Here is a 22,022-nt window from a genome sequence, read left to right on the forward strand (position 1 = left end):
TTGTCGGGCTTAGCCTCGGAAATCGTTTGACTTTTTTCGGGATGGGTCGGCCGCCGGCAGCGTGAAGCCCTTCACGTCGGCGGAATTCGACTTCGCATAAGTTCTTGAATCATATAAGCTTGTGCTGGGGTACAGGGGCATGATGCCGAAAAGTGTGACGCGGTTTTCGGACAACATCATGCTCCATCACTAGGTGACGAGGAGGGGTTTTGGCACTGGCTGCCGGCAGCACGACACGTCTGTGGACGCTTGTCGCTAAGGAGTTTTGGCGCAAGACGCGCCGGCGCCTGCGGGCAGGGCCAGTCTATCGCTGGCGCTATTCCGGACGCACGCCGGAACGCGTCCTGATTGCACCGCCGGACCTCAGGCTCGCCGACCCGCAGATCGCGCTCGAGATTTATTATGGCCGCTATCCGCTGTCGGGACATCTGGTCGAGACCGGCGGCAAATCGCCGTTCCAGATCGACGTCGCCAATCGCGGCTGGGTGAAGACGCTGCACGGCTTCCGCTGGCTTCGCCACATGCGCGCCGCCGGCACCGAGCTTGCCGCGGCCAATGCCCGCGCGCTGGTTTCCGACTGGATCGCCATGCATGGCAACCAGATTTCCGGCATTGCCTGGGAGCCCGGCACCACGGCCAAGCGGGTCATTGCCTGGCTGCAACATTCCTCGGTTGTCCTACAAGGGGCTGAATTTCCGTTCTACCGCGCCTTCCTGAAATCGCTTGCCGTGCAGATCCGATATCTGCGCTCGATGGCGCGCGAAATGCCGGATGGCAAAGACAGGCTGCGCGCCCGCATTGCGCTGGCCTTTGCCGCTTTGTCGCTGCCGGCGCCGGCCTCGGCGCTGCGCGGCGCCACCCGCCATCTTGCGGAAGAGCTCGACCGCCAGATCCTTCCAGACGGCGGCCATATTTCGCGCAACCCGATGACGGTGCTCGAACTGCTTGCAGATCTTCTGCCGCTGCGCCAGACCTATGCCAACCAGGCCGAAACGCCGCCGTCCGCGCTGATGGGCGCCATCGACCGCATGCTGCCGGCGCTGCGTTTCTTCCGCCATCAGGACGGCAGCCTCGCCCGCTTCAACGGCATGGGCGCGACCATCCACGACCGCATCGCCACCATATTGCGCCATGACGACACCGCCGGCGCGCCGCTGCTGCACGCGCCGCATTCCGGCTATGAACGGCTGTCGATGGGCGGCGTGACGGTCATTGCCGATACCGGCGCATCGCCACCTGTCGACGTGTCCAACGCCGCGCATGCCGGGTGCCTCGCCTTCGAACTCTCCTCCGGCCGTCAGCACTATGTCGTCAATGCCGGCATCGACACCTATGGCGCGGCCGAATTCCGGCCGCTGGCCCGCGCCACGGCGGCGCATTCGACCGCCACCCTTAACGACACGTCGTCGGCGCGGTTTTCCCATTCGCTGCGCGTCAACGACCTGCTCGGCACGCCATTGCTCGGCGGCCCCCAGCAGGTGCCGTGCAAGCGCATCGACCAGAAGGGCACGCAAGGCTTCATTGCCCGCCACGACGGCTATATCCAGCGCTTCGGCTTCCTGCATGAGCGCGAGATGAAACTGTCGAGCGAAGGCAATGTGCTTGCCGGCCGGGATCGCTTTCTGCGCCCCGGCGGCACGGCTATCCGCAACAATGGCCGCGATTTCGTCGTGGTGCGCTTCCACATCCACCCCGACATCAATCTTCTCCAGGACGAGCATGACCGCCTGGTTCTGGCCGCCGACCAGGCCGACACCTGGGTGTTCACCTGCTCAGAGGTGGTGCCGGAGGTCGAGGAATCGATCTATTTCGCCGGCCTTGGCGGCCCACGCCGCAGCCGCCAGATCGTGCTCGCCTTCAAGGCCTCGGAAATTGCCGAGGTCCATTGGCAGTTGACGCGCACCGGCATCGCCGGCTACCCCGACAACACCTGAGCGTCGTTGCCGGCGCCGGCTTGATCGAGCTTCCGGCTTGATTTCCTGACCTCATGTGCTACGGCCCGGCAACGCTCTCCAATCAGCCCTGAAAGGCCGCCAGCCCATGGCCGTCGCCGCCAAGAACATTCCGGCACCCGACCTCGTTCCGGTCCGCCGCGCCCTGCTTTCCGTTTTCGACAAGACCGGCCTGATCGACTTCGCCAAAGGCCTGGCCGCGGCCGGCGTCGAGCTGGTCTCGACCGGCGGTACGGCAAAGGCGATCGCCGAAGCCGGCCTGGCCGTGCGCGACGTTTCCGAGCTGACCGGCTTTCCCGAGATCATGGACGGCCGTGTCAAGACGCTGCATCCGTCGGTGCATGGCGCGCTGCTCGGTGTGCGCGACGACCCCGAGCACGCCAAGGCGATGCATGATCACCACATTGAGCCGATCGATCTTCTCGTCTCCAACCTCTACCCGTTCGAGGAGGTCCGCCGTTCCGGCGCCGACTACGCCGCGATCGTCGAGAACATCGACATTGGCGGCCCGGCGATGATCCGCGCTTCGGCCAAGAACCACGCCTATGTTGCCATCGTCACCGATCCCGGCGACTACGCCTCGGTGCTCAACGCGCTGGAAATGAACATCGGCTCGCTGTCGCTGGACTTCCGCAAGAAGCTGGCGGCCAAGGCCTTTGCCCGCACCGCAAGCTACGATGCGGCTATCTCCGGCTGGTTCGCCGAGACGCTGGAGATCGAGCACCCGACCTGGCGCGCCTTCGGCGGCCGGCTGGAAAGCGTCATGCGCTATGGCGAGAACCCGCACCAGCGCGCCGGCTTCTATGTCGATGGCGACAAGCGTCCGGGCGTCGCAACGGCGCGGCAGTTGCAGGGCAAGCAGCTCTCCTACAACAACATCAACGACACCGACGCCGCCTTCGAGCTGGTCGGCGAGTTCGACCCCAACCGTTGCGCGGCCGTCGCCATCATCAAGCATGCCAATCCGTGCGGCGTCGCCGAGGGCGCTTCGCTGACGGCGGCCTATGCCAGGGCGCTGGCCTGCGATCCGGTCTCCGCCTTTGGCGGCATCGTCGCCATGAACCGCATCCTCGACGCCGAGGCGGCGGAGGAGATCGTGAAAACCTTCACCGAAGTGATCATCGCGCCAAACGCCTCGGAAGACGCCGTCCGCATCGTTGCCGCCAAGAAGAACCTGCGCCTGCTGGTCACCGGCGGCCTGCCCGATCCGCGTTCTGCCGGCACGACGGTGAAATCGGTCGCCGGCGGCATGCTCGTCCAGGGCCGCGACAATGCGGTCGTCGACGATCTCGAACTCAAGGTGGTGACCAAGCGCGCGCCGACGGCAACCGAAATGGCCGACCTCAAATTCGCCTTCCGCATCGCCAAGCACGTCAAGTCGAACGCCATCGTCTACGCCAGGGACGGCGCCACCGTCGGCATCGGCGCCGGCCAGATGAGCCGCGTCGATTCCGCGCGCATCGCCGCCCGCAAGGCGCTCGACGCCACCGAGGCTGCCGGTCTCGCCGAGCCTCTGACCAAAGGCTCGGTCGTTGCCTCCGACGCCTTCTTCCCCTTCGCCGACGGGCTTCTATCGGCCATCGAAGCCGGCGCCACCGCCGTCATCCAGCCCGGCGGCTCGATGCGCGACGAAGACGTCATCGCCGCCGCCGACGCGCATGGCATCGCTATGGTGTTTACCGGCGTGCGGCATTTCCGGCATTAGCACTTTTTTTACCCTCCCCTCGATGGGGAGGGTCGGTGCGCTCGCTTGCGAGCGCACCGGGGTGGGGTGATTGGCGCCGCACCCCCACCCCGCTCCGCTTCGCGGATCGACCCTCCCCACAAGGGGGAGGGTAAGCCTCACTCCACCGGCTGATCCGCCGGATATGGCGTCTTGATCAGGATCGCTATGCCGATGCCGAGGAACAGGATGATCACCGCCATACCAAGCCGCGCGGAGTCGGTGGCCCAGCTGATCGTCGCCAACAGGAACGGCGCCAGGAAGCTCGTTGCCCGTCCCGACAGCGCATAGATGCCGAAATAGCGGCCGGACTCCGCTGCGGTCACGCTGCGCGCCATGTAGGAGCGCGACGACGCCTGCACTGGGCCGAAGGCGAGCCCGATCAGCAGGCCGTAGAGGATATAGGCCTTTTCCGCCGCCGTGCCGAACAGCCCTCCTGAATCGGTGGTCGAGAGCTGTATGAGACCGAGCAGTGTAAAACCTGGCCCGGTAGAGACGATGCCGGCGGTGGCCACCGTCAGCATCACGAGTGAAATCATGACAACCACTTTTGAGCCGAAGGCCGTATCCACGCGGGCAGCAATCCAGCAGCCGAAGATGGCGACGACATTGAGGATGATGCCGAAAATCCCGATCTCGGTGATTGACCAGCCGAACATCGCCGCAGCAAACACGCCGCCCTGCGTCAGCAGCGCGTTGACGCCGTCCTGATAGACCATGCGGGCGACGAGGAAACGGAAGATGCCGCCGCGCTTACGCGCTTCGGCCAGTGTCGACCTCAGTTCCGATAGGCCCTCACGTACCGCCGGCCCGATCGGAATCCCCTTGATGGCGTCCGGCGTGAAGAAGAACATCGGCAGGATGAACAGGAAATACCAGCCTGCCGAGAGCGGTCCCGTGGCGCGCGCATCTTCGCCGAGCTTTGGGTCGAGTCCGAAGATTGGGTTGACGCCGATGATCGTCTTGCCGGTTTCCGGATTGCCGGCCATGAACAGGATGACAAAGATCAGCGCGATCATGCCGCCGAGATAACCGAGGCCCCAGGCAATGTTCGAGATCCTGCCAATCTCGCTCTTCGGCACCAGGCGCGGCATCATCGAATCGTTGAAGACGGTCGAGAACTCCGCCGCCACCGAGGCTAACGAGAACAACGCCACGATCAGGAATGCATTCGAACCGGGCGCAGCCAACCACAACAGGCAAAGACTGGTGATCTTGATCGTCGCGAAAAACGCGATCCACGGCTTGCGCGGTCCGGTCTGGTCGGCGATCGAGCCAAGAATGGGCGACAAAACGGCAATGACTAGGCCGGCGGCGGCGATGCCCCAGGCCCAGATTGCCTGCCCCATGACCGGATCGCTGACCATGCGCGAAGCGAAATACGGACCGAAGATGAAGGTGGTGACGACGGTGAAAAACGGCTGCGCCGCCCAGTCGAAAAACATCCACCCCCAGATGCCGCGCCCGGATGCCCGCTGCACTGTTTCTACCGTCATGATTCCCCCGACATCCGCTCCGCCCGCGTCGGGCGCCATGTCTGCATGTTTCGAATGCTCATGCAAATATCAAGGGTCGCGCCCCTGGCTGTCGCCACCGTCTACCTGCATAGAGACGCGGAGAAAGGCGCGACGCCTTACCTCCCCCTTGTGGGGAGGTCGGACCGCAGGTCCGGGTGGGGGTCGGTGCCACACCCCCACCCCGCTGCTGCGCAGCGACCCTCCCCACAAGGGGGAGGGTAAGAGCACTCACATTCCCGTCAGGTCGCTCATCAACCCAGACGCCACCGACAGCCGCGAAACTGTGATGTCGCCGCCTTCGGTCAGCGCCTGCAGCCGCTCGCGGATGCGGGCAACCCGCTCGCCACCGGCTTCCAGCCAGGCCGCCACAGGATCCGCCGTCCCGGCATGGCCGGTGAGAGCCGCCACCGCGATGCCACGGCGGGCCGCGCCGATCGTGTCGGTGGCGCGCGACAGCGCCAGCTGGTCGTAATAGTCCGACGGCGTGATCGACCGCGCCGCCTCTTCGACGCGCGGAATGCGGAAGGCATCGCTGACGGCGAAGAACGCCTTGGCCGCGGCGATGATGTCGGCATTGGCCATGCGTGCCGTCAGTGCGATATCGGGGATCAGTTCGGCCAGATCGGCCAACGCCAGCTTTTCGGCGAGCTTTTCCGGCGCGCCGGCCTTGAACAGGCCGTGCCGCCGTTCCTCGACCCGCTCGCGCGAGAAGGCCGGCAGCAGCGAGACAAGCTTCGGCTCCAGCGCCTTGCGCGCCTCCTGCAGTTCGGCGATCCGCTGGCCGAGCACTGCGGTGCCGGCATCGTTCTTCAGGTACCAGCCGCTGGTCACGAAAATAAGCCGGCTGACGGACTGATAGAGGTCGAGCTGCGCCTGGCCATCGATCTGGCTGTCCAGCGCGTCGATCTCGCGGTAGAGCGCCGGCAGTCCAAAGCCGTCGCGCACCACGGCGAAGGTGCGCACCACATCGGCGGCGCTGCGCCCCGTGGCTTCCTGCAGCCGGTTGACGAAGGACGGGCCGCCGCGATTGACGAGATCGTTGGCGACGACGCGGGCGATGATTTCGCGGCGCAGCCGGTGGCCATGGATTTCGGCGGCGTATTTCTTCGCCATCCGATCCGGGAAATAGCCCATCAGGTCGCGGTCGAAATGCGCATCGTCCGGCACGTCGCTGGCGACGATGTCGGAAAACAGCACGATCTTGGCATAGGCGAGCAACACGCCGAGCTCGGCCCGGGTCAGCGGCTCGCCGCGCGCCTCGCGCTCGGCAAGGGCGGCCGGCGACGGCAGCGTTTCGACGGCGCGGTCGAGCAGACCGCGCGCCTCCAGCGCGGTCATGAAGCGACTTTGGTGCGCGATGTCGGCAAGCCCGCGCTTGCGCGCGATGGAAAGCGCCAGCGTCTGCTCGTAATTGTTGGACAGAACCAGCCCGCTGACCTCGTCGGTCATCTCGGACAGAAGTTTGTTGCGCGCCGGCCGGGTCAGCGATCCCTTGCGCATGGCCGACGCCAGCGCGATCTTGATGTTGACCTCCACGTCGGAGCAGTTCACGCCGCCCGAATTGTCGATGGCGTCGGAATTGCAGCGGCCGCCATTCATGCCGAACTCGATGCGGGCACGCTGGGTGACGCCGAGATTGGCGCCCTCGCCGATCACCTTCGCCCGGACATCGAGCGCGGTGATGCGGATGGCGTCATTAGCGCGGTCGCCGACATCGGCGTTGGTTTCGCCGGAGGCCCGCAAGTAAGTGCCGATGCCGCCGAACCACAGCAGGTCGACATTCGCCTTGAGGATGGCGGTCATGATCTCGACCGGGGTCGCGGTGGTCTTGGTGAGGCCGATCGCGGCGGCTGCCGCCGCGGGTAGCGTGATCGACTTCTGGCTGCGCGAGACGATGACGCCGCCTTCCGACAGTTTGGTCTTGTCGTAGTCCTGCCAGGATGAGCGCGGCAGCGCGAACATGCGCTCGCGCTCGGCCATCGAGGCCACCCTGTCCGGATCGGGATCGATGAAGATGTCGCGATGGTCGAAGGCGGCGATCAGCCTGGTCTGCGGCGACAACAGCATGCCGTTGCCGAACACGTCGCCCGACATGTCGCCGACGCCGACGACGGTGAAGGGCGAGGTCTGGATGTCGCGGTTCATCTCGCGGAAATGCCGCTTCACCGCTTCCCAGGCGCCCTTGGCGGTGATGCCCATCTTCTTGTGGTCGTAGCCGGCCGAGCCGCCACTGGCGAAGGCATCGTCGAGCCAGAAACCGTGCTTCTCGGAAATGGCGTTGGCGGTGTCGGAGAAGGTCGCCGTGCCCTTGTCGGCGGCGACGACGAAATAGGGATCGTCCGGATCGCGCCTGACAACGCCGGCCGGGGGTATGACGCCGTCCAGGCCGATATTGTCGGTGATCGACAACAGGCTGGAGACGAAGTTCTTGTAGGCCGAAGTGCCAGCCTCGAAGATGGCGTCGCGGCTGCCGCCTGCGGGCAGGCGCTTGGGGAAGAAGCCGCCCTTGGCACCGACCGGCACGATGACCGCGTTCTTGACCTGCTGCGCCTTGACCAGGCCGAGCACCTCGGTGCGGTAGTCCTGGGCGCGATCCGACCAGCGCAGGCCGCCACGCGCCACCGGGCCGAAGCGCAGATGCACGCCCTCGACCTCGGAACCGTAGACGAAGATCTCGCGCCACGGCCGCGGCGCCGGCAGGCCTTCGACGGAATGCGAGTCCAACTTGATCGCCAGCGACTGGCCCCTGGCCTTCGTTTCGGCAACGAAATGGTTGGTGCGCAGCGATGATTGGATCAAATTGAGATAGCGGCGGATGATGGTGTCGTCATCGATGTTGGGCACCTCTTCCAAGGCGTCCTTGATCTTGGCCTTGAGGTGCTTGGCGGCGACGACGCCTTCTGTCGCGGCCGTCGGGCCGAGGCGGGCCACAAACAGCGCATGCAGGCCGCGCGCGATGTCGGGATAGCGGTTGAGCGCGGCGGCGATGAAATCCTGGCTTTGCGGAATGCCGGCCTGCTGCAGGTAGCGGCCATAGGCGCGCAGTATGGTGACTTCGCCCGACCATAGGCCGGCGGTCTGGGCAAGACCGTTATAGCTGTCATTGTCGATATCGCCGCGCCAGACCGACAGGAACGCGTCCTCGAACAGCGCGCCGCCATCGGTGAGGTCGATCGGCTTGCCGTAGCTGTTCTCCAGTTCCATGTCGTGGACGAAGACCGTATCGCCGCCATCCTCGCCGACTTCGAACGTGCGCTCGCTGATGACGCGGAAACCGATGTTTTCCAGCACCGGCACCCGCCGCGACAGCGCCACCGGGCTGCCGTGGTGATAGATCTTCAGCGCCGCCTGATGCGGCTCCTGCTCGGCGTGGCGATAATAGTCGATGGCGATCGGGTTGGCGGCGCTGATTTTGGCGATGCGCCCGGCATCGGTCAGAGCAACGCTTGCGCTGAAGGAGTCGCGATAGCTCTCCGGGAACCGTGCAGCGATCGCCTTCAGCGACGGATCGCTGCCGCCGGCTTCCGCCGCATCGGCCAGTGCGTCGTCCCAGGTCCGCACGATGTCGCGGATCACCGCCTCGATGGCCGCCTGCTCGACCTTCGGCGTCTTGCCGCCGGAACGGCCGATGATGAAGTGGACGCGCGTCAGCCCGCCTTCCGGGAAGGCCGGATAGTAAGCCGACAAACGGCCTTCGAATACAGTCTTGAGATAGGTGCCGATCTTCTCGCGCACGACGCTGTCATAGCGGTCGCGCGGCACGAAGACGAGGATGGAGACGAAGCGGTCGAACTGGTCGACGCGCACCAGCGCCCGCACCCGCGGCCGTTCGATCAGGCCGAGAATGGCGGCGGCGTGCTTCTTCAGGATCGGCACCGGCACCTGGAACAGTTCGTCGCGCGGATAGCTCTCCAGAACGTTGATGAGCGCCTTGCCGGAGTGGTCGTGCCGGTCGAAGCCGGACTTGGCGATGATGGTCTCAGCCTTCGACCTCAGATACGGGATTTTCATCACCGAGCGCGTGTAGGCGGTCGAGGTGAACAGGCCGACTATGCGCAGCTCGCCCGACAGCGCGCCCTTGGCGGTGTAGGTTTTGACGCCGATATAGTCGAGATAGATGCGGCGGTGCACCAGCGACTTGGCGTTGGCCTTGGTGACGATCAGCGGTTCCGGCCCGTGCAGGAAGGCGCGAATTTCCGGCGTCGTCGTCACCGCTTCGGTGCCGCGCCTAAGCACCAGGACATCGGGGTCGGAGAGGATGCCGAGGCCGGGCTTGTCGGCGCGCTCCAGATTGCCGCTCTCCGCGCCGCCGGTGTATTTGAACTCGCGCATGCCGAGGAAGGTGAAATTGTCGTCGCGCAGCCATTCCAGGAAGGCGATCGCCTCGGCGACGTTTTTCTTGTCAAGCGGCACGGCGGAATAGCGAAACTCAGAGATCGCCTGGTCGAGGCGGGCGAGCATCGGCTTCCAGTCGCTGACCGCGGCGCGGACCTGGTTGAGCATCTTGCGCAAGCGATCGGCCAGCGCGTTCGCCTGCTCCGCCGTCAGGCGCGGAATGTGGACATGGACGACGCTCAGCCGGTCGTGGGTGCTGTCGTCCTTGATGACGCTGCCGTCGCCGAGGATCTCGTCGACACCGGCCTTGCCATGGCGCACGGCGATGACCGGATGGGTGACCAAAGTCGGCTCGCCGGCGGTCTCGGTGATCTCGCCAAGGATCGAATCGAACAGGAACGGCATGTTGTCGTTGACGACGGTGATGATCGTCATCGGGCGGCCCTCGCGGGAGACACCCGACTCCGCATCGACGGCGACGACGCTCTCGCCCTTCTTGTGGACAGCGACTGCCCGTCCGGCCAGATCGGCGGCGCGCTGAAGGTCGGCGGCGTCATAGGCGGCAATGTCTTCCGCCGGCGCGCGCGCCAGCAGATAATCGGCGAGACCGGCCGACTTCTCGTCGGATTTCGCCGCCGCAGTGGCTTTTTTCTTCGACTTAGCTGCGGATTTCACGCTCGCCATGATGTCCTCCCGTCACATGCTTTTACGACTATGGTAGCAGATGACCGCCGTTTGGCGACAAAGGTTTGACGGCTCGCTAACAATTATCGGAATTCGGCGGTCAGGCGGCAGCGAACGAGGAGGAAGACCCCATGTCCGGCAAAATCAGTGCACTTGACCTCGGTATCGCGGAGCTGAGCCCGGCGACAAAAGCCTATTTCGCCAAATGCGAGGAAAAGCTCGGCCTGGTCCCCAACGTGCTTCTTGCTTACGCCTTCGACGAGAAGAAACTGCGCGCCTTCACCGACACCTACAATGATTTGATGCTCGGCGAATCCGGCCTGTCGAAGCTGGAGCGCGAGATGATCGCGGTCGTCGTCTCCTCGATCAACCATTGCTATTACTGCCTGACCGCGCATGGCGCGGCGGTGCGCCAGCTCTCCGGCGACCCGGCATTCGGTGAGATGATGGTGATGAATTTTCGCGCCGCCAATCTGTCACCGAAGCAGACGGCGATGCTCGAATTCGCCATCAAGCTGACCGAGGAACCGGCAAAGATCGTCGAAGCGGACCGGGCAGCGCTTCGCAACGCCGGCTTCAGCAACCGCGACATCTGGGACATCGCCTCGACGGCCGCTTTCTTCAACATGTCCAACCGCGTGGCGGCGGCGATCGACATGCGGCCAAACGACGAATACCACGCCATGGCAAGGTGAGGCGCGGCCGCCGCCTTATATCAGCTATCCCTCATTCTCGTTGCTTGTTTGCCCGTTTGGTCCGATGATCGGCAGGCGGCATGACCGCGTGCCGGTTCAAGCCGCTCACCAAGGGAGGAGAACATGGCGAAATTTCTCTACGTCTATCATGGCTCCGGCAAGATGCCGACCGACGAGGCCGAGCGGAAAGCCTCGATGGATGCCTGGACCGGCTGGTACGGCAAGCTTGGCTCGGACGTCGTCGACGGCGGCAATCCGGTCGGCAAGTCGAAGATGGTGCTGCCCGGCGGCAAGGTCGAGAACAATGGTGGCAGCAGTCCGACCGCCGGTTACACGATCGTCGAAGCGAAGGACATCGACGATGCCGTCGCCAAGGCGAAGGATTGCCCGATCCTGATGGACCCGGCGTTCAGTGTCGAGATCGCGCCGATCATCGAAATGATGTGACGCGATCTACCGAAGGTCATCGAAGCAAAAAACGATCCCGCCTTTCGCTGATGCGATCCTTCGGTTTGGGGTCATGCCCTATGACCGCGTCGCGATAGCCGCCGCGGCGCCGGCCATCGTCGTGGCGCTGAGGCGGTTGGCGATCTTCATGGCGCGCTTGCTTTTGAGCAGCTTGCGCGCCTGCGACGCCACGACCACCCACCCAAGATTGACGGCGATCAGAACCACCGCCATCGTCGCCGTTAGCTCGACCCAGCCGACAATGCTGACCGAAGCGAGGTCGATGATGGTCGGCAGCAGCGCCAGATAGAACATCATGATCTTGGGGTTGCCGAGCGTTACCGCCATGCCGGCAAAGAACAGCTTTGTCGCCGAATCTTCGCGTGGCATCTCGCCTTCTTTCGCGTCGACGGGTGCGGCCCACATCTTCCAGGCGAGGTAAGGCGAGATACGCGACACCCACCCATTTCACGACGACGAAGGCAAAGTGAAAGGTCTGCGCCACGACAGCCAGCCCGAACACCGCCAGCGACAGCCAGATGCCCTCGCCGATCCACATGGCGAGCAGGAACGGGAACACGTCGCGAAACCCTTTCGAGATGACGCGCGCAACCAGTGCGGCGATCGACGGGCCGGGCGAACCGGCGGCGACGAACAAAGCGGCGGCGAAGATCAGAAGCGAGGTGAGGTGCATGGCGGAGCCTTCGAGCGTTGGAGTACGAAGGATAGCCGATCAGCCGCAATTTGGAACCCTGCGAGCTGATGGGACAGAGCTTGCGAGATATTTGGGCGCTCGCGCCTTGCCCGCACCGGTGGTTTGAGAAAGGATCGCGGCCATGAAATCAATCGTCATCCACGCGGCAAAAGACCTGCGCATCGAGGAGACCGACCCGGGCGTGCTGGGCGCCGGACAGGTCGAAATATCGGTCGAAGCCGGCGGTATCTGCGGCTCGGACCTGCACTATTACAATCATGGCGGCTTCGGCGTTGTTCGCCTGCGCGAGCCGATGATCCTGGGCCATGAGGTCGCCGGCACGGTGAAGGCGCTTGGCACGGGCGTATCGACCCTCGCCGTCGGCGACCGCGTCGCGATTTCGCCCAGCCGGCCCTGCAATGCCTGCCGCTACTGCCTGCAAGGCATGCAGAACCAGTGCCTCAACATGCGCTTCTACGGCAGCGCCATGCCGATGCCGCACATCCAGGGCGCCTTCCGCCAGCGCCTGGTCGCTGAGGCCTGGCAGTGCCACAAAATCGCCGAGCATGTCTCCATCAACGAAGCCGCCTTCGCCGAGCCCTTCGCGGTGACGCTGCACGCCGTGAACCGCGCCGGCTCGCTGCTCGGCAAGCGGGTTCTGGTCACCGGCAGCGGGCCGATCGGCGCGCTGTGCATCCTCGCCGCACGCGTCCACGGCGCGCGCGAAATCGTCGCCACCGATGTCATGGATGCCGTGCTGGCCAAGGCCCGGGAGATCGGCGCCGACCGCACCATCAATGTCGCCACCGACAGCGCCAGCCTCGCCGCCTACAACGTCGAAAAGGGCAGTTTCGACGTGATGTTCGAATGCTCCGGCAACGAACGCGCGGTGCGGGCGGGGCTCGACGTGTTGAAGCCGCGCGGCGTGCTGGTCCAGCTCGGCCTTGGCGGCGATATGTCGCTGCCGCAGAATCTCATCGTCGCCAAGGAAATCGAGATGCGCGGCTCCTTCCGCTTTCATGACGAGTTCGCGCTGGCCGTCGACCTGATCAACAACCGTCGCGTCGACGTCAAGCCACTGCTGACCGGCATCTATCCGATGGACGAGGCGGTAGCGGCGTTCGAGATTGCCGGCGACCGCACCCAGTCGATGAAGGTGCAGATCGCATTCAGCTGAGCATAGCGGAACCGCGTGAGAGCTTGCGTGCATGCCACTTCGTGGCTAGACAAGCCGTCCCGACATCCATTTCGAGCTCCATTTTGCCTCAGTAACCGCCGGTCTCGCCAACTCCCCTGATCACACTTGGCAGGGCGCCGCATTCGCGGAGCCTGCTTCATTTCACGTGTTCTCAGGCGGCGGTTCGAGACCGGTTTGGCACTGCTGAACCGCTGTCGCGCGTTTGTCGCCCGTGACACCTGATTTCCAGACAACCGCAGCCTCTCGCCACGCCGTGCCCGCATGGGCATCTCGACACTGCCGGCCTGAAGAACTTCCCGACGGGAAGGGCTTATCGGCATGTCTCTGCGCATTCACTGGGCGATCGCGCCCGAAATCGCACCTCGACCCCTGATCAACTGCAATCGCTGCGGCACAGTGAAGGCCTATCGCTGCAGCGACAAATTCCGCGTCAACGCCAATGGCAAGCGCATCGATGTCTGGCTGATCTACCGCTGCGTCGACTGCGACAATTCGTGGAATTTCGGCATTTTCGAACGCTGCAATCGCAGAGACATCGAGCCGACGCTGCTCGCGGCCCTTGAAAGCAATGACCCGGCGCTGGCGCGTCGCCATAGCTTCGACGTCGTCGCATTGCGCAACCGGGTGGCCCGCGTTGAGGAATTTTCCGACGTCGTCGTTCACAAACAGAGGCTCTGCGACAACAGCGACCGCGCGACCGCGCTGGAACTCAGGATTGGGCTCGAATTGCCGACATCGCTGCGGCTCGACCGGCTGCTCGCCGGCGAACTCGGCATCTCACGCTCGCGGCTTCAGGCGCTGGAGGAGAAGCGGCGGCTGGTGGTTGATCCGGACGGAGCCAAAGCCTTGCGCAAGCCGGCCCGTGAGGGAACGACGATCCGCATCGATCTCACCGGCGAGCCCGACAGGGATGCCATCATTTTCGCAGCCGGCGGGTGAAACAAAAGGGGGCGAAGCACCCGGTGCTTCGCCCCTTCGATATCTCTGGAAAATCAGATGATTACGCCGCGCCGACCACTTTCGCCGACTTCTCGAAGCGCTTGCGCTCGTTCGGGTCGAGATAGAGCTTGCGCAGACGGATGGTCTTCGGTGTCACCTCGACCAGCTCGTCGTCCTGGATCCAGGCCAACGCACGTTCCAGCGTCATGCGGATCGGCGGCGTCAGCTTGACCGCCTCATCCTTGCCGGCGGCGCGGATGTTGGTCAGCTTCTTGCCCTTCAGCACGTTCACTTCGAGGTCGTTGTCACGGCTATGGATGCCGATGATCATGCCCTGATAGACCTTGACGCCGGGATCGATGACCATCGGGCCACGATCTTCCAGGTTCCACATGGCGTAGGCCACTGCTTCGCCCTGTTCGTTGGAGATCAGCACACCGTTGGTGCGGCCGGGCAGTTCGCCCTTGTAGGGCTGATAGGCATGGAACAGCCGGTTCATCACGGCGGTGCCGCGCGTGTCGGTCAGCAGTTCCGACTGGTAACCGATCAGGCCGCGTGTCGGCGCGTGGAAGACGATGCGCTGGCGGTTGCCGCCGGACGGGCGCAGTTCGACCATCTCGGCCTTACGCTCCGACATCTTCTGCACAACGATGCCGGCATGCTCCTCGTCGACGTCGATGACGACTTCCTCGACCGGCTCCAGCAATTCGCCATTTTCGCCATTCTGCATGACGACGCGGGGACGCGACACGGCAATTTCAAAGCCTTCGCGGCGCATCGTCTCGATCAGCACGGCCAGCTGCAATTCGCCGCGGCCGGAAACGAAGAACGAATCCTTGTCGGGCGATTCCTCGATCTTGAGCGCGACATTGCCTTCGGCTTCGCGCAGCAGGCGGTCGCGGATGACGCGGCTGGTCACCTTGTCGCCTTCGGTGCCGGCGAGCGGCGAGTCATTGACCAGGAAGGACATGGTGACGGTCGGCGGATCGATCGGTTGCGCATGCAACGCCTCGGTCACCGCCAGGTCGCAGAAGGTGTCGGCGACGGTGCCTTTCGACAGGCCAGCAATGGCGACGATGTCACCCGCCTGCGCCTCGTCGATCGGCTGGCGCTCGAGGCCGCGGAAGGCGAGGATCTTGGAAATACGGCCGGTTTCGATCTGGGTGCCGTCGTGGTGCAGCACCTTGACCGCCTGGTTGGACTTCAGCGTACCGCTCTCGATGCGGCCGGTGATGATGCGGCCAAGGAAGGGGTTGGCTTCCAGAATGGTGCCGATCATGCGGAACGGGCCGGGATGAACGGTCGGCTCCGGCACATGCTTGATGACGAGGTCGAACAGCGGCGCAAGCTGCTGATCCTTCGGACCTTCGGGGTTTTCCGAAACCCAGCCATCGCGGCCCGAACCGTAGAGGATCGGGAAGTCGAGCTGCTCGTCAGTGGCGTCGAGGGCGGCAAACAGGTCGAACACCTCGTTGACCACTTCGACATGGCGGGCATCCGGACGGTCGATCTTGTTTATGACGACGATCGGCTTCAGGCCGACCTTGAGCGCCTTGCCGACGACGAACTTGGTCTGCGGCATCGGGCCTTCGGCGGCGTCGACCAGCACGATGGCCGAATCCACCATCGACAGGATGCGTTCGACTTCACCGCCGAAATCGGCGTGGCCGGGGGTGTCGACGATGTTGATGCGGGTGTCCTTCCAGTCGACCGAGGTCGCCTTGGCCAGGATGGTGATGCCGCGTTCCTTTTCGAGGTCGTTGGAATCCATGGCACGCTCGGCGACGCGCTGATTGTCGCGGAAGGAGCCGGATTGCCGCAGCAATTGGTCAACGAGGGTGGTTTTTCCATGGTCGACGTGCGCGATGATCGCGATATTACGAATTTTCATGTTGTGGTCTCGGGAGCGTTGCAGGCAGCAGGCCAAAAGGCGCCGCCTCTTTCGGTTGCGCGGCTCATACAGGGTTTTTCGCAATTGCGAAAGAGGAGGCGCATCACCAAATACTCATCAAATCTTAAGCATCTCGGTGTGAGATGGTTTTGTTAACCAAGGCGGGAACCTTTCGGGGCCCGGGCAGTTCGAAACTCATGACCGACAAACTCAACCGATTTTGGCCACTCATCGCTTCGGTCGCATTCGCTGCCCTGCTGGCGGCCAATGCCGCCCAGTCGGCCGCGACGCTGAAGGAAGCCAATCCCGCCTCGTCGTCCGACCAGACGGCCGAGCAGATGTTTGCCGACGCCCCTGATGGTGTCGACCCCGTGGTCACCGGCCCGGTCAGCGCCTCTTTCAAGCAGAGGCAGCAGGTTGCCGGCTGCGACAGTGCGGTTTGGCCGAAGATTCCTGCGGTTTGCTACCCGGACTGAGGGGCGCTCTACTCCAAGCGCAGCGATCCTTCACGCCCCCCTCTGCCCTACCGGGCATCTCCCCCACGAGTGGGGAGATCGGCTATCGCCGCCGTTTTCGCCAATCACCAGGGTTGCAGATATTAGCGATACCCCAAAACTGCCAATCTCCCCCCGTGTGGGGGAGATGTCCGGCAGGACAGAGGGGGGCGCTGTCCCGCCGGCCTGTCCAATCTACGCCGACCGCACCGGATCCAGCGTCACCTTGTAAAGCTCATTATCGTCGCGATCCATCAGCCGCACCGTCAGCTGCTCGCTGGCGCCTGAAATATCCACCAGTCCGAAGAACTGCAGCCCGGCCGATGGCGGCAGGTTCTGACCCTGTTCGGCGGTCGGCGCCTTGATGAATTTCAGCTCTGGTCCAAAAGTCATGTCGAAATCGTTCGGGCCGAACGTGCCGGCGTGGATCGGCCCGGAGACGAATTCCCAGAACGGATTGAAATCCTGAAACTGCGCCTTGTCGGGGTTGTAGTAGTGCGCCGCCGTGTAGTGCACGTCGGCCGTCAGCCACACCGTGTTGGTGATGCCGGCGTTCTTGATATAGCGCAACAGGTCGGCGATCTCGAGTTCGCGGCCCTTGGGCAGACCGTTGTCGCCATTGCTGACGGCTTCCGCGCCGACCTTCTTGGTGCCGTCGTCCCAGACGACGAGGCCGAGCGGCATGTCGGCGGCGATGATCTTCCAGGTCGCCTTGGAATTGGCCAGCTCGCGCTTCAGCCATTTCGTCTGCTGTTCGCCGAGCATGCGGGACTCCGGCGTCATCGTGTCCTGCATATCCGGGCCGTTGGGGCCGCGATAGGAACGCATGTCGAGGAAGAACACGTCGAGCAGCGGGCCGTGGGCGATCTTGCGATAAACGCGGCCGGGTTCCGACGGCTCGTAGCGGATCGTCGTCATCTCATGGAAAGCGCGCGCCGCACGCGCCGCCAGCACATGGATGGATTTTTCGGTGTAGCGGCTGTCGGCGCTCAGATTCTTCGAATCCGACCAATTGTTCAGCACTTCGTGGTCGTCCCACTGGTAGAAGGTCGGGCAGATGGCGCTGAGGGCGAGAACGTGTCTGTCCATCATGTTGTACTTCCACTGGTCGCGATACTCGTCCAGTGTCTCGGCCACCTTGCGCTTGCCGTCGATGAGGACGACGTTTTTCCACTTGCCGCCGCCGGGCAGGTCGACCTCATCCTTCATGGCGCCATCGGCGTAGATCGTGTCGCCGGAATGCAGGAAGAAGTCGGGCGTGTGCTTGGCGATGGTGGCGTAGGTTTTCATGCCGGTCTCGTCGATGCCCCAGCCCTGGCCGGCGGTGTCGCCCGACCAGGCGAATTTGATGTCGCGCTTCGAGGCCGGTGCTGTGCGGAAGCGGCCGACGATCGGCTCGGAAACGACGTTGATGTCGGCGAGATCGGCGGCCGTCATGCGGTAGAAGATGTCCTGGTCGGAGGCGAGATCGGTGAGCAGGCGCTTGACCGTAAAGTCGCTGGCCGGCGAGGTATCGAGCGGCGCCAGCCGGGTGGCGTTGGCGAAATTCTCCGTCGACGACACTTCGAACATGACGCGCGAGGGACGATCGGTGCGCGTCCACACCATGCCGCTCGAGGCGTCGACGTCGCCGGACTGGACGCCATGGGTGAAGGCCGGGCGCTGGCTGGCGCGCGAATAATAGGGCAAAGCGAGCCCCGATGCGCCGAGCAGCCCGGCCGCACTCGCTGATGTGACAAAAGCGCGGCGGGTCAACGAAAGCTTGTTCATGGCTGTCTCCTGATGGCTTGAACGTCCGCCACCAAGCTCCAGCCTCAATGTTTCAGCCGCATCTCGGGAAGATGAAGTTTTGATAACAGTGAACAGGCGAGCTGCTGATCTCCCCCCTCGTGGGGGAGATGGCCGGCAGGCCAGAGGGGGGCGCGAAGGATCGCCAGCCTCTCAGATGTTGCCGGCCGAGCGCTGGCTCAACGATTCGATTGAACGGAAATCACGAAGATTGAACTGACAAGCCGGCGGGACAGCGCCCCCCTCTGCCCTGCCGGGCATCTCCCCCTCAAGGGGGGAGATCAGCAGCCCTTAAGCCACCTGCGGCTCCGGATCGAAAGCCGGCTTGCTCGTGTTGATCAGCAGTGACAGGCAGGCAGCCACAATCGCCGTCATGCCGGCAATCAGGAAGGCCAGTTCGTAATTGCCCTGCAGCTCGCGCATGGTACCGCCGAAGGCGGCCGCGGTGGCGGCGCCGACCTGGTGACCGGCGACGATCCAGCCGAACACGATCGGGCCGCTGCGGTCGCCGAAGGCTTCGTTGGCGAGCCTGAGCGTCGGCGGCACAGTGGCGATCCAGTCAAGGCCGTAGAGCACGGCGAAGATGATCAGGCTGGTCGCCGAGAAGCCTGAATAGGGCAGGTAGATCAGCGACAGGCCGCGAATGCCGTAATAGACGCCGAGCAGCTTGCGCGGGTCGAAACGGTCGGTGAGCCAGCCCGACAGCGTCGTGCCGATCAGGTCGAAAATGCCCATCAGCGACAGCAGGCCGGCGGCCTGCACCTCGCCGATGCCCATGTCGCCGCAAAAGGAGATCAGATGCGTGCCGACCAGCCCGTTGGTGGTGAAGCCGCAGATGAAGAAGGTGGCGAACAGATACCAGAAGACGCGGGTGCCGGCGGCGCGGCGCAGCGTGTTCAGCGTATGCACCAGGAAATTGCCCTGTGATGCCGGTGACACCGGCGGCACGTCATTGGCGTCGGCGCCATAACGCACCATGCCGATCGAAGCCGGACGCTCCGGCACCAGCAGCCAGACCAGCGGCAACAGACAGGCGGTGGCGATGGCGACGGCGATGGCGACCGGCTGCCAGCCGCCGGACTGGGCGAGCGAGGCGAGCAGCGGCAGGAACACCAGCAGGCCGGTGGCGCTGGAGGCCGACATCAGTCCCATGACAAGACCGCGATTGGTCTTGAACCAGCGATTGACGATGGTGGCGCCGAGCACGGTGGCAACCGCGCCGGAGCCGATGCCGGAAAACACGCCCCAGGTGAGGAACAGGTGCCAGGGCTCGGTCATCAGCAGGCTGAGCGCGGTCGAGCCCGACATGATCACCAGCGAGGCAAGCAGCGTGCGGCGCAGACCGATACGCTCCATCAGTGCGGCGGCGAATGGGCCGGTCAGACCATAGAGGAAGATGCCGATGGCAGCGGCAATCGAAACGGTATCGCGCCCCCAGCCGAAGCTTTTATCCAGCGGCAGCATCATCACGGAGGGAGCCGAACGCAGACCCGCTGCGATCAGCAGGCAGAGGAAGATGACGCCGACCACGACGAAAGCGTAGCGCTGGCCAAAGGGACGGGATTGAGCTATCATGTTACTGACCGGTACGTTGCAGGGTGAGGAGATGTATACGTACCGATCGGTAACACGTCAATCGAGTCATACCATGCCAACGGACAAAAATATTGAACTGATCATCAGCGACAGTCATGCAGCGTCGCCACCCAAGGCTGCCAAGAAGATCCTCGACGTGGCGTATGACCTGTTCTACCGGCGCGGCATCAGGGCGATCGGCGTCGACGAGATCGTCAAGCGCGCCGGCGTCACCAAGCCCAGCCTCTACCGCAGCTTTCCCTCCAAGGACGAACTCGCCGCCTCCTATCTCCGGCAATATGACCGCGAATATTGGGAGCGTTTCGACGAAGCCGTGGCCGCCCATCCCGGCGACCCGCGCGCGCAGCTCAAGGCTTTCCTGACCCGCATCGGCAAGCGCACGCAGACGCCGGACTATCGGGGCTGCGGCATGACCAACGCGGCGGTGGAATATCCCGAGCACAGCCATCCGGCGCGCGTCGTCAGCGAAGCCAACAAGCAGGAGCTGCGCCACCGCCTGCGCGCCATGGCCGCAGCGATGGGTGCGCAAGACCCCGACACGCTGGGCGACGGCCTGCTGCTTCTGATCGAAGGCGCCTATATCAGCGGCCAGCTGTTCGGCCTCGGCGGACCTGCGGCATCGGTCGCCCGCAACGCCGACCTGCTGATTGAAGCGAGTTTGAAGAAATAGACCTCTTGCGATCCATTCCAACGACAAGCAGTATCGATGTCATATCAATCCAGAATTGCTGGCGGTGATTTGAATCTTGCTTGGACGCTCTTGGACGACCTCCAAAAAATGTTCCTGATCCACTACATCCGGCAGGGCAACCAGGGGTTCATGAGCGAGCAGGAAAGAAGGGACATCGCCACGATCCTCGACCTGAACGAATACACGGTGAAGGAAGCCGTTCTGCGAAGGTTGCTTTTCCTGTTTTTGATCGCATCGGCTGCGATGTATTTAGCCGCTAAGGCACACGGCATTACCCAACCGGCGCGCATTCTGACCGCGTCGATAAGCGCAGTCGCTTTGGTATTCTTATATCTCGATGTTTTTGTCCCCGTCGTCCTGCTTGTCGCCTGCGCGTCACTGCTCGCAATCTGCTGGATGGACTACCAGGCGTTCCTTGCTGCCACCTGCTTTTCCGCATTGTACGCCGTGTATTTTTTTGCGAGGCTTCGGGCCAGATAGGAAACGGCTCGAAGGGGATCGTCTGCATGCGCATCCTGCTTGTCCCCTTTGCCCTCGCCGCCCTCTGCCAGGTCGCCCATGCCGACGGCATATCCAGCGCCTACACCGATCTCGACTCGCAAAAAAACTGCGTCACCTATGCGCAGGCCGAGGAAGGCGACGGCGACTGGGCCGAACTCGCCTGTTCCGGCTATCGCGGCTATCCTGTGCTGATCGCCTATGACGATGCACGTGAATCGCTGTTTTACGGGTTTCCGCCTGGCGGCGACATGACGACGGTCTGGGAGAGCTTTTCCGGCTTCAATTCGTCCGGCGCCAAGGTCGAGTGGCGCATCGAAAGCAAGGGCGACGTTGCCGTTCCCTTCGCTGTCATCCACCGCCGCTCGATCAGCAATCCCGAGGACGAGAACAAGCCGACCGAAGTGCTGCTCGTCGCCAAGGTCGCCCAGATGGATGCCCGCGATGGCTGCACCATCGGCCTTGTGCTCGCCACCGGCAACCCGCAAGCCAACGACCAGGCGCGCAAGCTGGCCGACGAAAAGGCGAAGGCCTTCGCCTGCGGCAAGGACAAACACACCGTTATCGGTAGCGTGCCGGCTTTTGGTAGGGTGGACAACTAGGCACGTTGGCGCGAGGCACCCCCCTCTGCCCTGCCGGGCATCTCCCCCTCAAGGGGGGAGATTGGCAGCTTCGCTGGCGGCGCTTTTTCTTTCGGCTCTGAAAATTAACGAAAGCCGTGGCGACACCCGATCTCCCCCCTTGAGGGCAGGGCTATCGCATATGAATAAAGAGCTCATAGAAGAAATCTTTGCTCCAGTTTGCCCGTCGCATTTTGCTGGCGATAGGTTTGTCGAGTGGATGAGCCGTCAAGATGTTTTGCGCGAGCCTGCGGATGACG

Annotated in this window: 16 protein-coding genes and 1 pseudogene; 11 read left to right on the top strand and 6 right to left on the bottom strand. The window is 63.7% G+C overall.

Translation table 11 applies throughout. From position 1 onward, the window contains the following. Nucleotides 1–209: 209 nt before the first annotated feature. Both AC1DYO_RS26010 and purH read left to right on the top strand, forming a co-directional pair. Nucleotides 210–1,934, top strand: a complete 1,725-nt coding sequence (locus AC1DYO_RS26010) for a heparinase II/III family protein (protein ID WP_477267287.1) — start codon at nucleotides 210–212, stop codon at nucleotides 1,932–1,934. A gap of 106 nt (nucleotides 1,935–2,040) precedes the next feature. Beyond that, nucleotides 2,041–3,657: a bifunctional phosphoribosylaminoimidazolecarboxamide formyltransferase/IMP cyclohydrolase gene (gene purH, locus AC1DYO_RS26015; RefSeq protein WP_477267288.1), complete on the top strand. Its 1,617-nt coding sequence runs from the start codon at nucleotides 2,041–2,043 to the stop codon at nucleotides 3,655–3,657. Nucleotides 3,658–3,794: 137 nt separating this feature from the next. Here the strand turns inward: purH and AC1DYO_RS26020 are convergent, their stop codons facing one another. After that, the gene (locus AC1DYO_RS26020) at nucleotides 3,795–5,171 is read right to left on the bottom strand and encodes an MFS transporter (RefSeq protein ID WP_477267289.1); all 1,377 of its coding nucleotides are present in this window, start codon (nucleotides 5,169–5,171) and stop codon (nucleotides 3,795–3,797) included. A gap of 249 nt (nucleotides 5,172–5,420) precedes the next feature. Further along, complete coding sequence (locus tag AC1DYO_RS26025) at nucleotides 5,421–10,211, bottom strand: NAD-glutamate dehydrogenase (RefSeq protein WP_477267290.1); 4,791 nt, start codon at nucleotides 10,209–10,211, stop codon at nucleotides 5,421–5,423. Between the two features lie 131 nt (nucleotides 10,212–10,342). Here AC1DYO_RS26025 and AC1DYO_RS26030 point away from each other — a divergent pair, with 131 nt between their 5' ends. After that, complete coding sequence (locus tag AC1DYO_RS26030) at nucleotides 10,343–10,906, top strand: peroxidase-related enzyme (RefSeq protein WP_477267291.1); 564 nt, start codon at nucleotides 10,343–10,345, stop codon at nucleotides 10,904–10,906. A 123-nt stretch (nucleotides 10,907–11,029) separates the two neighbouring features. Then, nucleotides 11,030–11,353, top strand: a complete 324-nt coding sequence (locus tag AC1DYO_RS26035) for a hypothetical protein (RefSeq protein ID WP_477267292.1) — start codon at nucleotides 11,030–11,032, stop codon at nucleotides 11,351–11,353. Nucleotides 11,354–11,431: 78 nt separating this feature from the next. Here AC1DYO_RS26035 and AC1DYO_RS26040 read toward each other — a convergent pair. Beyond that, nucleotides 11,432–12,047 (bottom strand): annotated as a pseudogene (locus AC1DYO_RS26040) (LysE family translocator). Nucleotides 12,048–12,189: 142 nt separating this feature from the next. Here AC1DYO_RS26040 and AC1DYO_RS26045 point away from each other — a divergent pair. Both AC1DYO_RS26045 and AC1DYO_RS26050 read left to right on the top strand, forming a co-directional pair. Next, nucleotides 12,190–13,224: an L-idonate 5-dehydrogenase gene (locus tag AC1DYO_RS26045; protein ID WP_477267293.1), complete on the top strand. Its 1,035-nt coding sequence runs from the start codon at nucleotides 12,190–12,192 to the stop codon at nucleotides 13,222–13,224. A 333-nt stretch (nucleotides 13,225–13,557) separates the two neighbouring features. Next, the gene (locus AC1DYO_RS26050) at nucleotides 13,558–14,184 is read left to right on the top strand and encodes a DUF1062 domain-containing protein (protein ID WP_477267303.1); all 627 of its coding nucleotides are present in this window, start codon (nucleotides 13,558–13,560) and stop codon (nucleotides 14,182–14,184) included. Between the two features lie 61 nt (nucleotides 14,185–14,245). Here AC1DYO_RS26050 and typA read toward each other — a convergent pair whose 3' ends face one another. After that, the gene (gene typA / locus AC1DYO_RS26055; protein WP_477267294.1) at nucleotides 14,246–16,075 is read right to left on the bottom strand and encodes a translational GTPase TypA; all 1,830 of its coding nucleotides are present in this window, start codon (nucleotides 16,073–16,075) and stop codon (nucleotides 14,246–14,248) included. A 197-nt stretch (nucleotides 16,076–16,272) separates the two neighbouring features. Between typA and AC1DYO_RS26060 the strand changes: the two genes are divergently transcribed. Beyond that, a complete protein-coding gene (locus AC1DYO_RS26060) occupies nucleotides 16,273–16,551 on the top strand; it encodes a hypothetical protein (protein WP_246691371.1) in 279 nt (92 codons plus the stop codon). 213 nt (nucleotides 16,552–16,764) lie between these two features. Here AC1DYO_RS26060 and AC1DYO_RS26065 read toward each other — a convergent pair whose 3' ends face one another. Together AC1DYO_RS26065 and AC1DYO_RS26070 are read right to left on the bottom strand one after the other, a co-directional pair. Beyond that, nucleotides 16,765–18,339 (bottom strand): alkaline phosphatase D family protein, encoded by a 1,575-nt coding sequence (locus tag AC1DYO_RS26065; protein WP_477267295.1) that lies wholly within the window; start codon nucleotides 18,337–18,339, stop codon nucleotides 16,765–16,767. Between the two features lie 309 nt (nucleotides 18,340–18,648). After that, the gene (locus AC1DYO_RS26070) at nucleotides 18,649–19,932 is read right to left on the bottom strand and encodes an MFS transporter (protein WP_477267296.1); all 1,284 of its coding nucleotides are present in this window, start codon (nucleotides 19,930–19,932) and stop codon (nucleotides 18,649–18,651) included. Nucleotides 19,933–20,005: 73 nt separating this feature from the next. Here AC1DYO_RS26070 and AC1DYO_RS26075 point away from each other — a divergent pair, with 73 nt between their 5' ends. The 4 genes from AC1DYO_RS26075 to AC1DYO_RS26090 form a co-directional block, all read left to right on the top strand. Continuing rightward, nucleotides 20,006–20,623, top strand: a complete 618-nt coding sequence (locus AC1DYO_RS26075; protein ID WP_477267297.1) for a TetR/AcrR family transcriptional regulator — start codon at nucleotides 20,006–20,008, stop codon at nucleotides 20,621–20,623. Nucleotides 20,624–20,659: 36 nt separating this feature from the next. Continuing rightward, nucleotides 20,660–21,124 (top strand): hypothetical protein, encoded by a 465-nt coding sequence (locus AC1DYO_RS26080; RefSeq protein ID WP_477267298.1) that lies wholly within the window; start codon nucleotides 20,660–20,662, stop codon nucleotides 21,122–21,124. A 26-nt stretch (nucleotides 21,125–21,150) separates the two neighbouring features. Continuing rightward, nucleotides 21,151–21,744, top strand: coding sequence for a hypothetical protein (locus tag AC1DYO_RS26085; RefSeq protein ID WP_477267299.1), 594 nt, complete (start codon nucleotides 21,151–21,153; stop codon nucleotides 21,742–21,744). A gap of 61 nt (nucleotides 21,745–21,805) precedes the next feature. Beyond that, on the top strand, nucleotides 21,806–22,022 hold a 217-nt coding region (locus tag AC1DYO_RS26090; RefSeq protein WP_477267300.1), incomplete at its 3' end, for a hypothetical protein.

Source organism: Mesorhizobium sp. P2_F5, from assembly GCF_056403715.1.

Coding starts and splice junctions, on each gene's coding strand:
- AC1DYO_RS26060 (WP_246691371.1), top strand. CDS start 16,273: ATGACCGACAAACTCAACCGATTTTGGCCACTCATCGCTTCGGTCGCA.
- AC1DYO_RS26085 (WP_477267299.1), top strand. CDS start 21,151: ATGCGCATCCTGCTTGTCCCCTTTGCCCTCGCCGCCCTCTGCCAGGTC.
- AC1DYO_RS26075 (WP_477267297.1), top strand. CDS start 20,006: ATGCCAACGGACAAAAATATTGAACTGATCATCAGCGACAGTCATGCA.
- AC1DYO_RS26025 (WP_477267290.1), bottom strand. CDS start 10,211: ATGGCGAGCGTGAAATCCGCAGCTAAGTCGAAGAAAAAAGCCACTGCG.
- AC1DYO_RS26035 (WP_477267292.1), top strand. CDS start 11,030: ATGGCGAAATTTCTCTACGTCTATCATGGCTCCGGCAAGATGCCGACC.
- AC1DYO_RS26080 (WP_477267298.1), top strand. CDS start 20,660: ATGTCATATCAATCCAGAATTGCTGGCGGTGATTTGAATCTTGCTTGG.
- AC1DYO_RS26020 (WP_477267289.1), bottom strand. CDS start 5,171: ATGACGGTAGAAACAGTGCAGCGGGCATCCGGGCGCGGCATCTGGGGG.
- purH (WP_477267288.1), top strand. CDS start 2,041: ATGGCCGTCGCCGCCAAGAACATTCCGGCACCCGACCTCGTTCCGGTC.
- typA (WP_477267294.1), bottom strand. CDS start 16,075: ATGAAAATTCGTAATATCGCGATCATCGCGCACGTCGACCATGGAAAA.
- AC1DYO_RS26070 (WP_477267296.1), bottom strand. CDS start 19,932: ATGATAGCTCAATCCCGTCCCTTTGGCCAGCGCTACGCTTTCGTCGTG.
- AC1DYO_RS26065 (WP_477267295.1), bottom strand. CDS start 18,339: ATGAACAAGCTTTCGTTGACCCGCCGCGCTTTTGTCACATCAGCGAGT.
- AC1DYO_RS26045 (WP_477267293.1), top strand. CDS start 12,190: ATGAAATCAATCGTCATCCACGCGGCAAAAGACCTGCGCATCGAGGAG.
- AC1DYO_RS26030 (WP_477267291.1), top strand. CDS start 10,343: ATGTCCGGCAAAATCAGTGCACTTGACCTCGGTATCGCGGAGCTGAGC.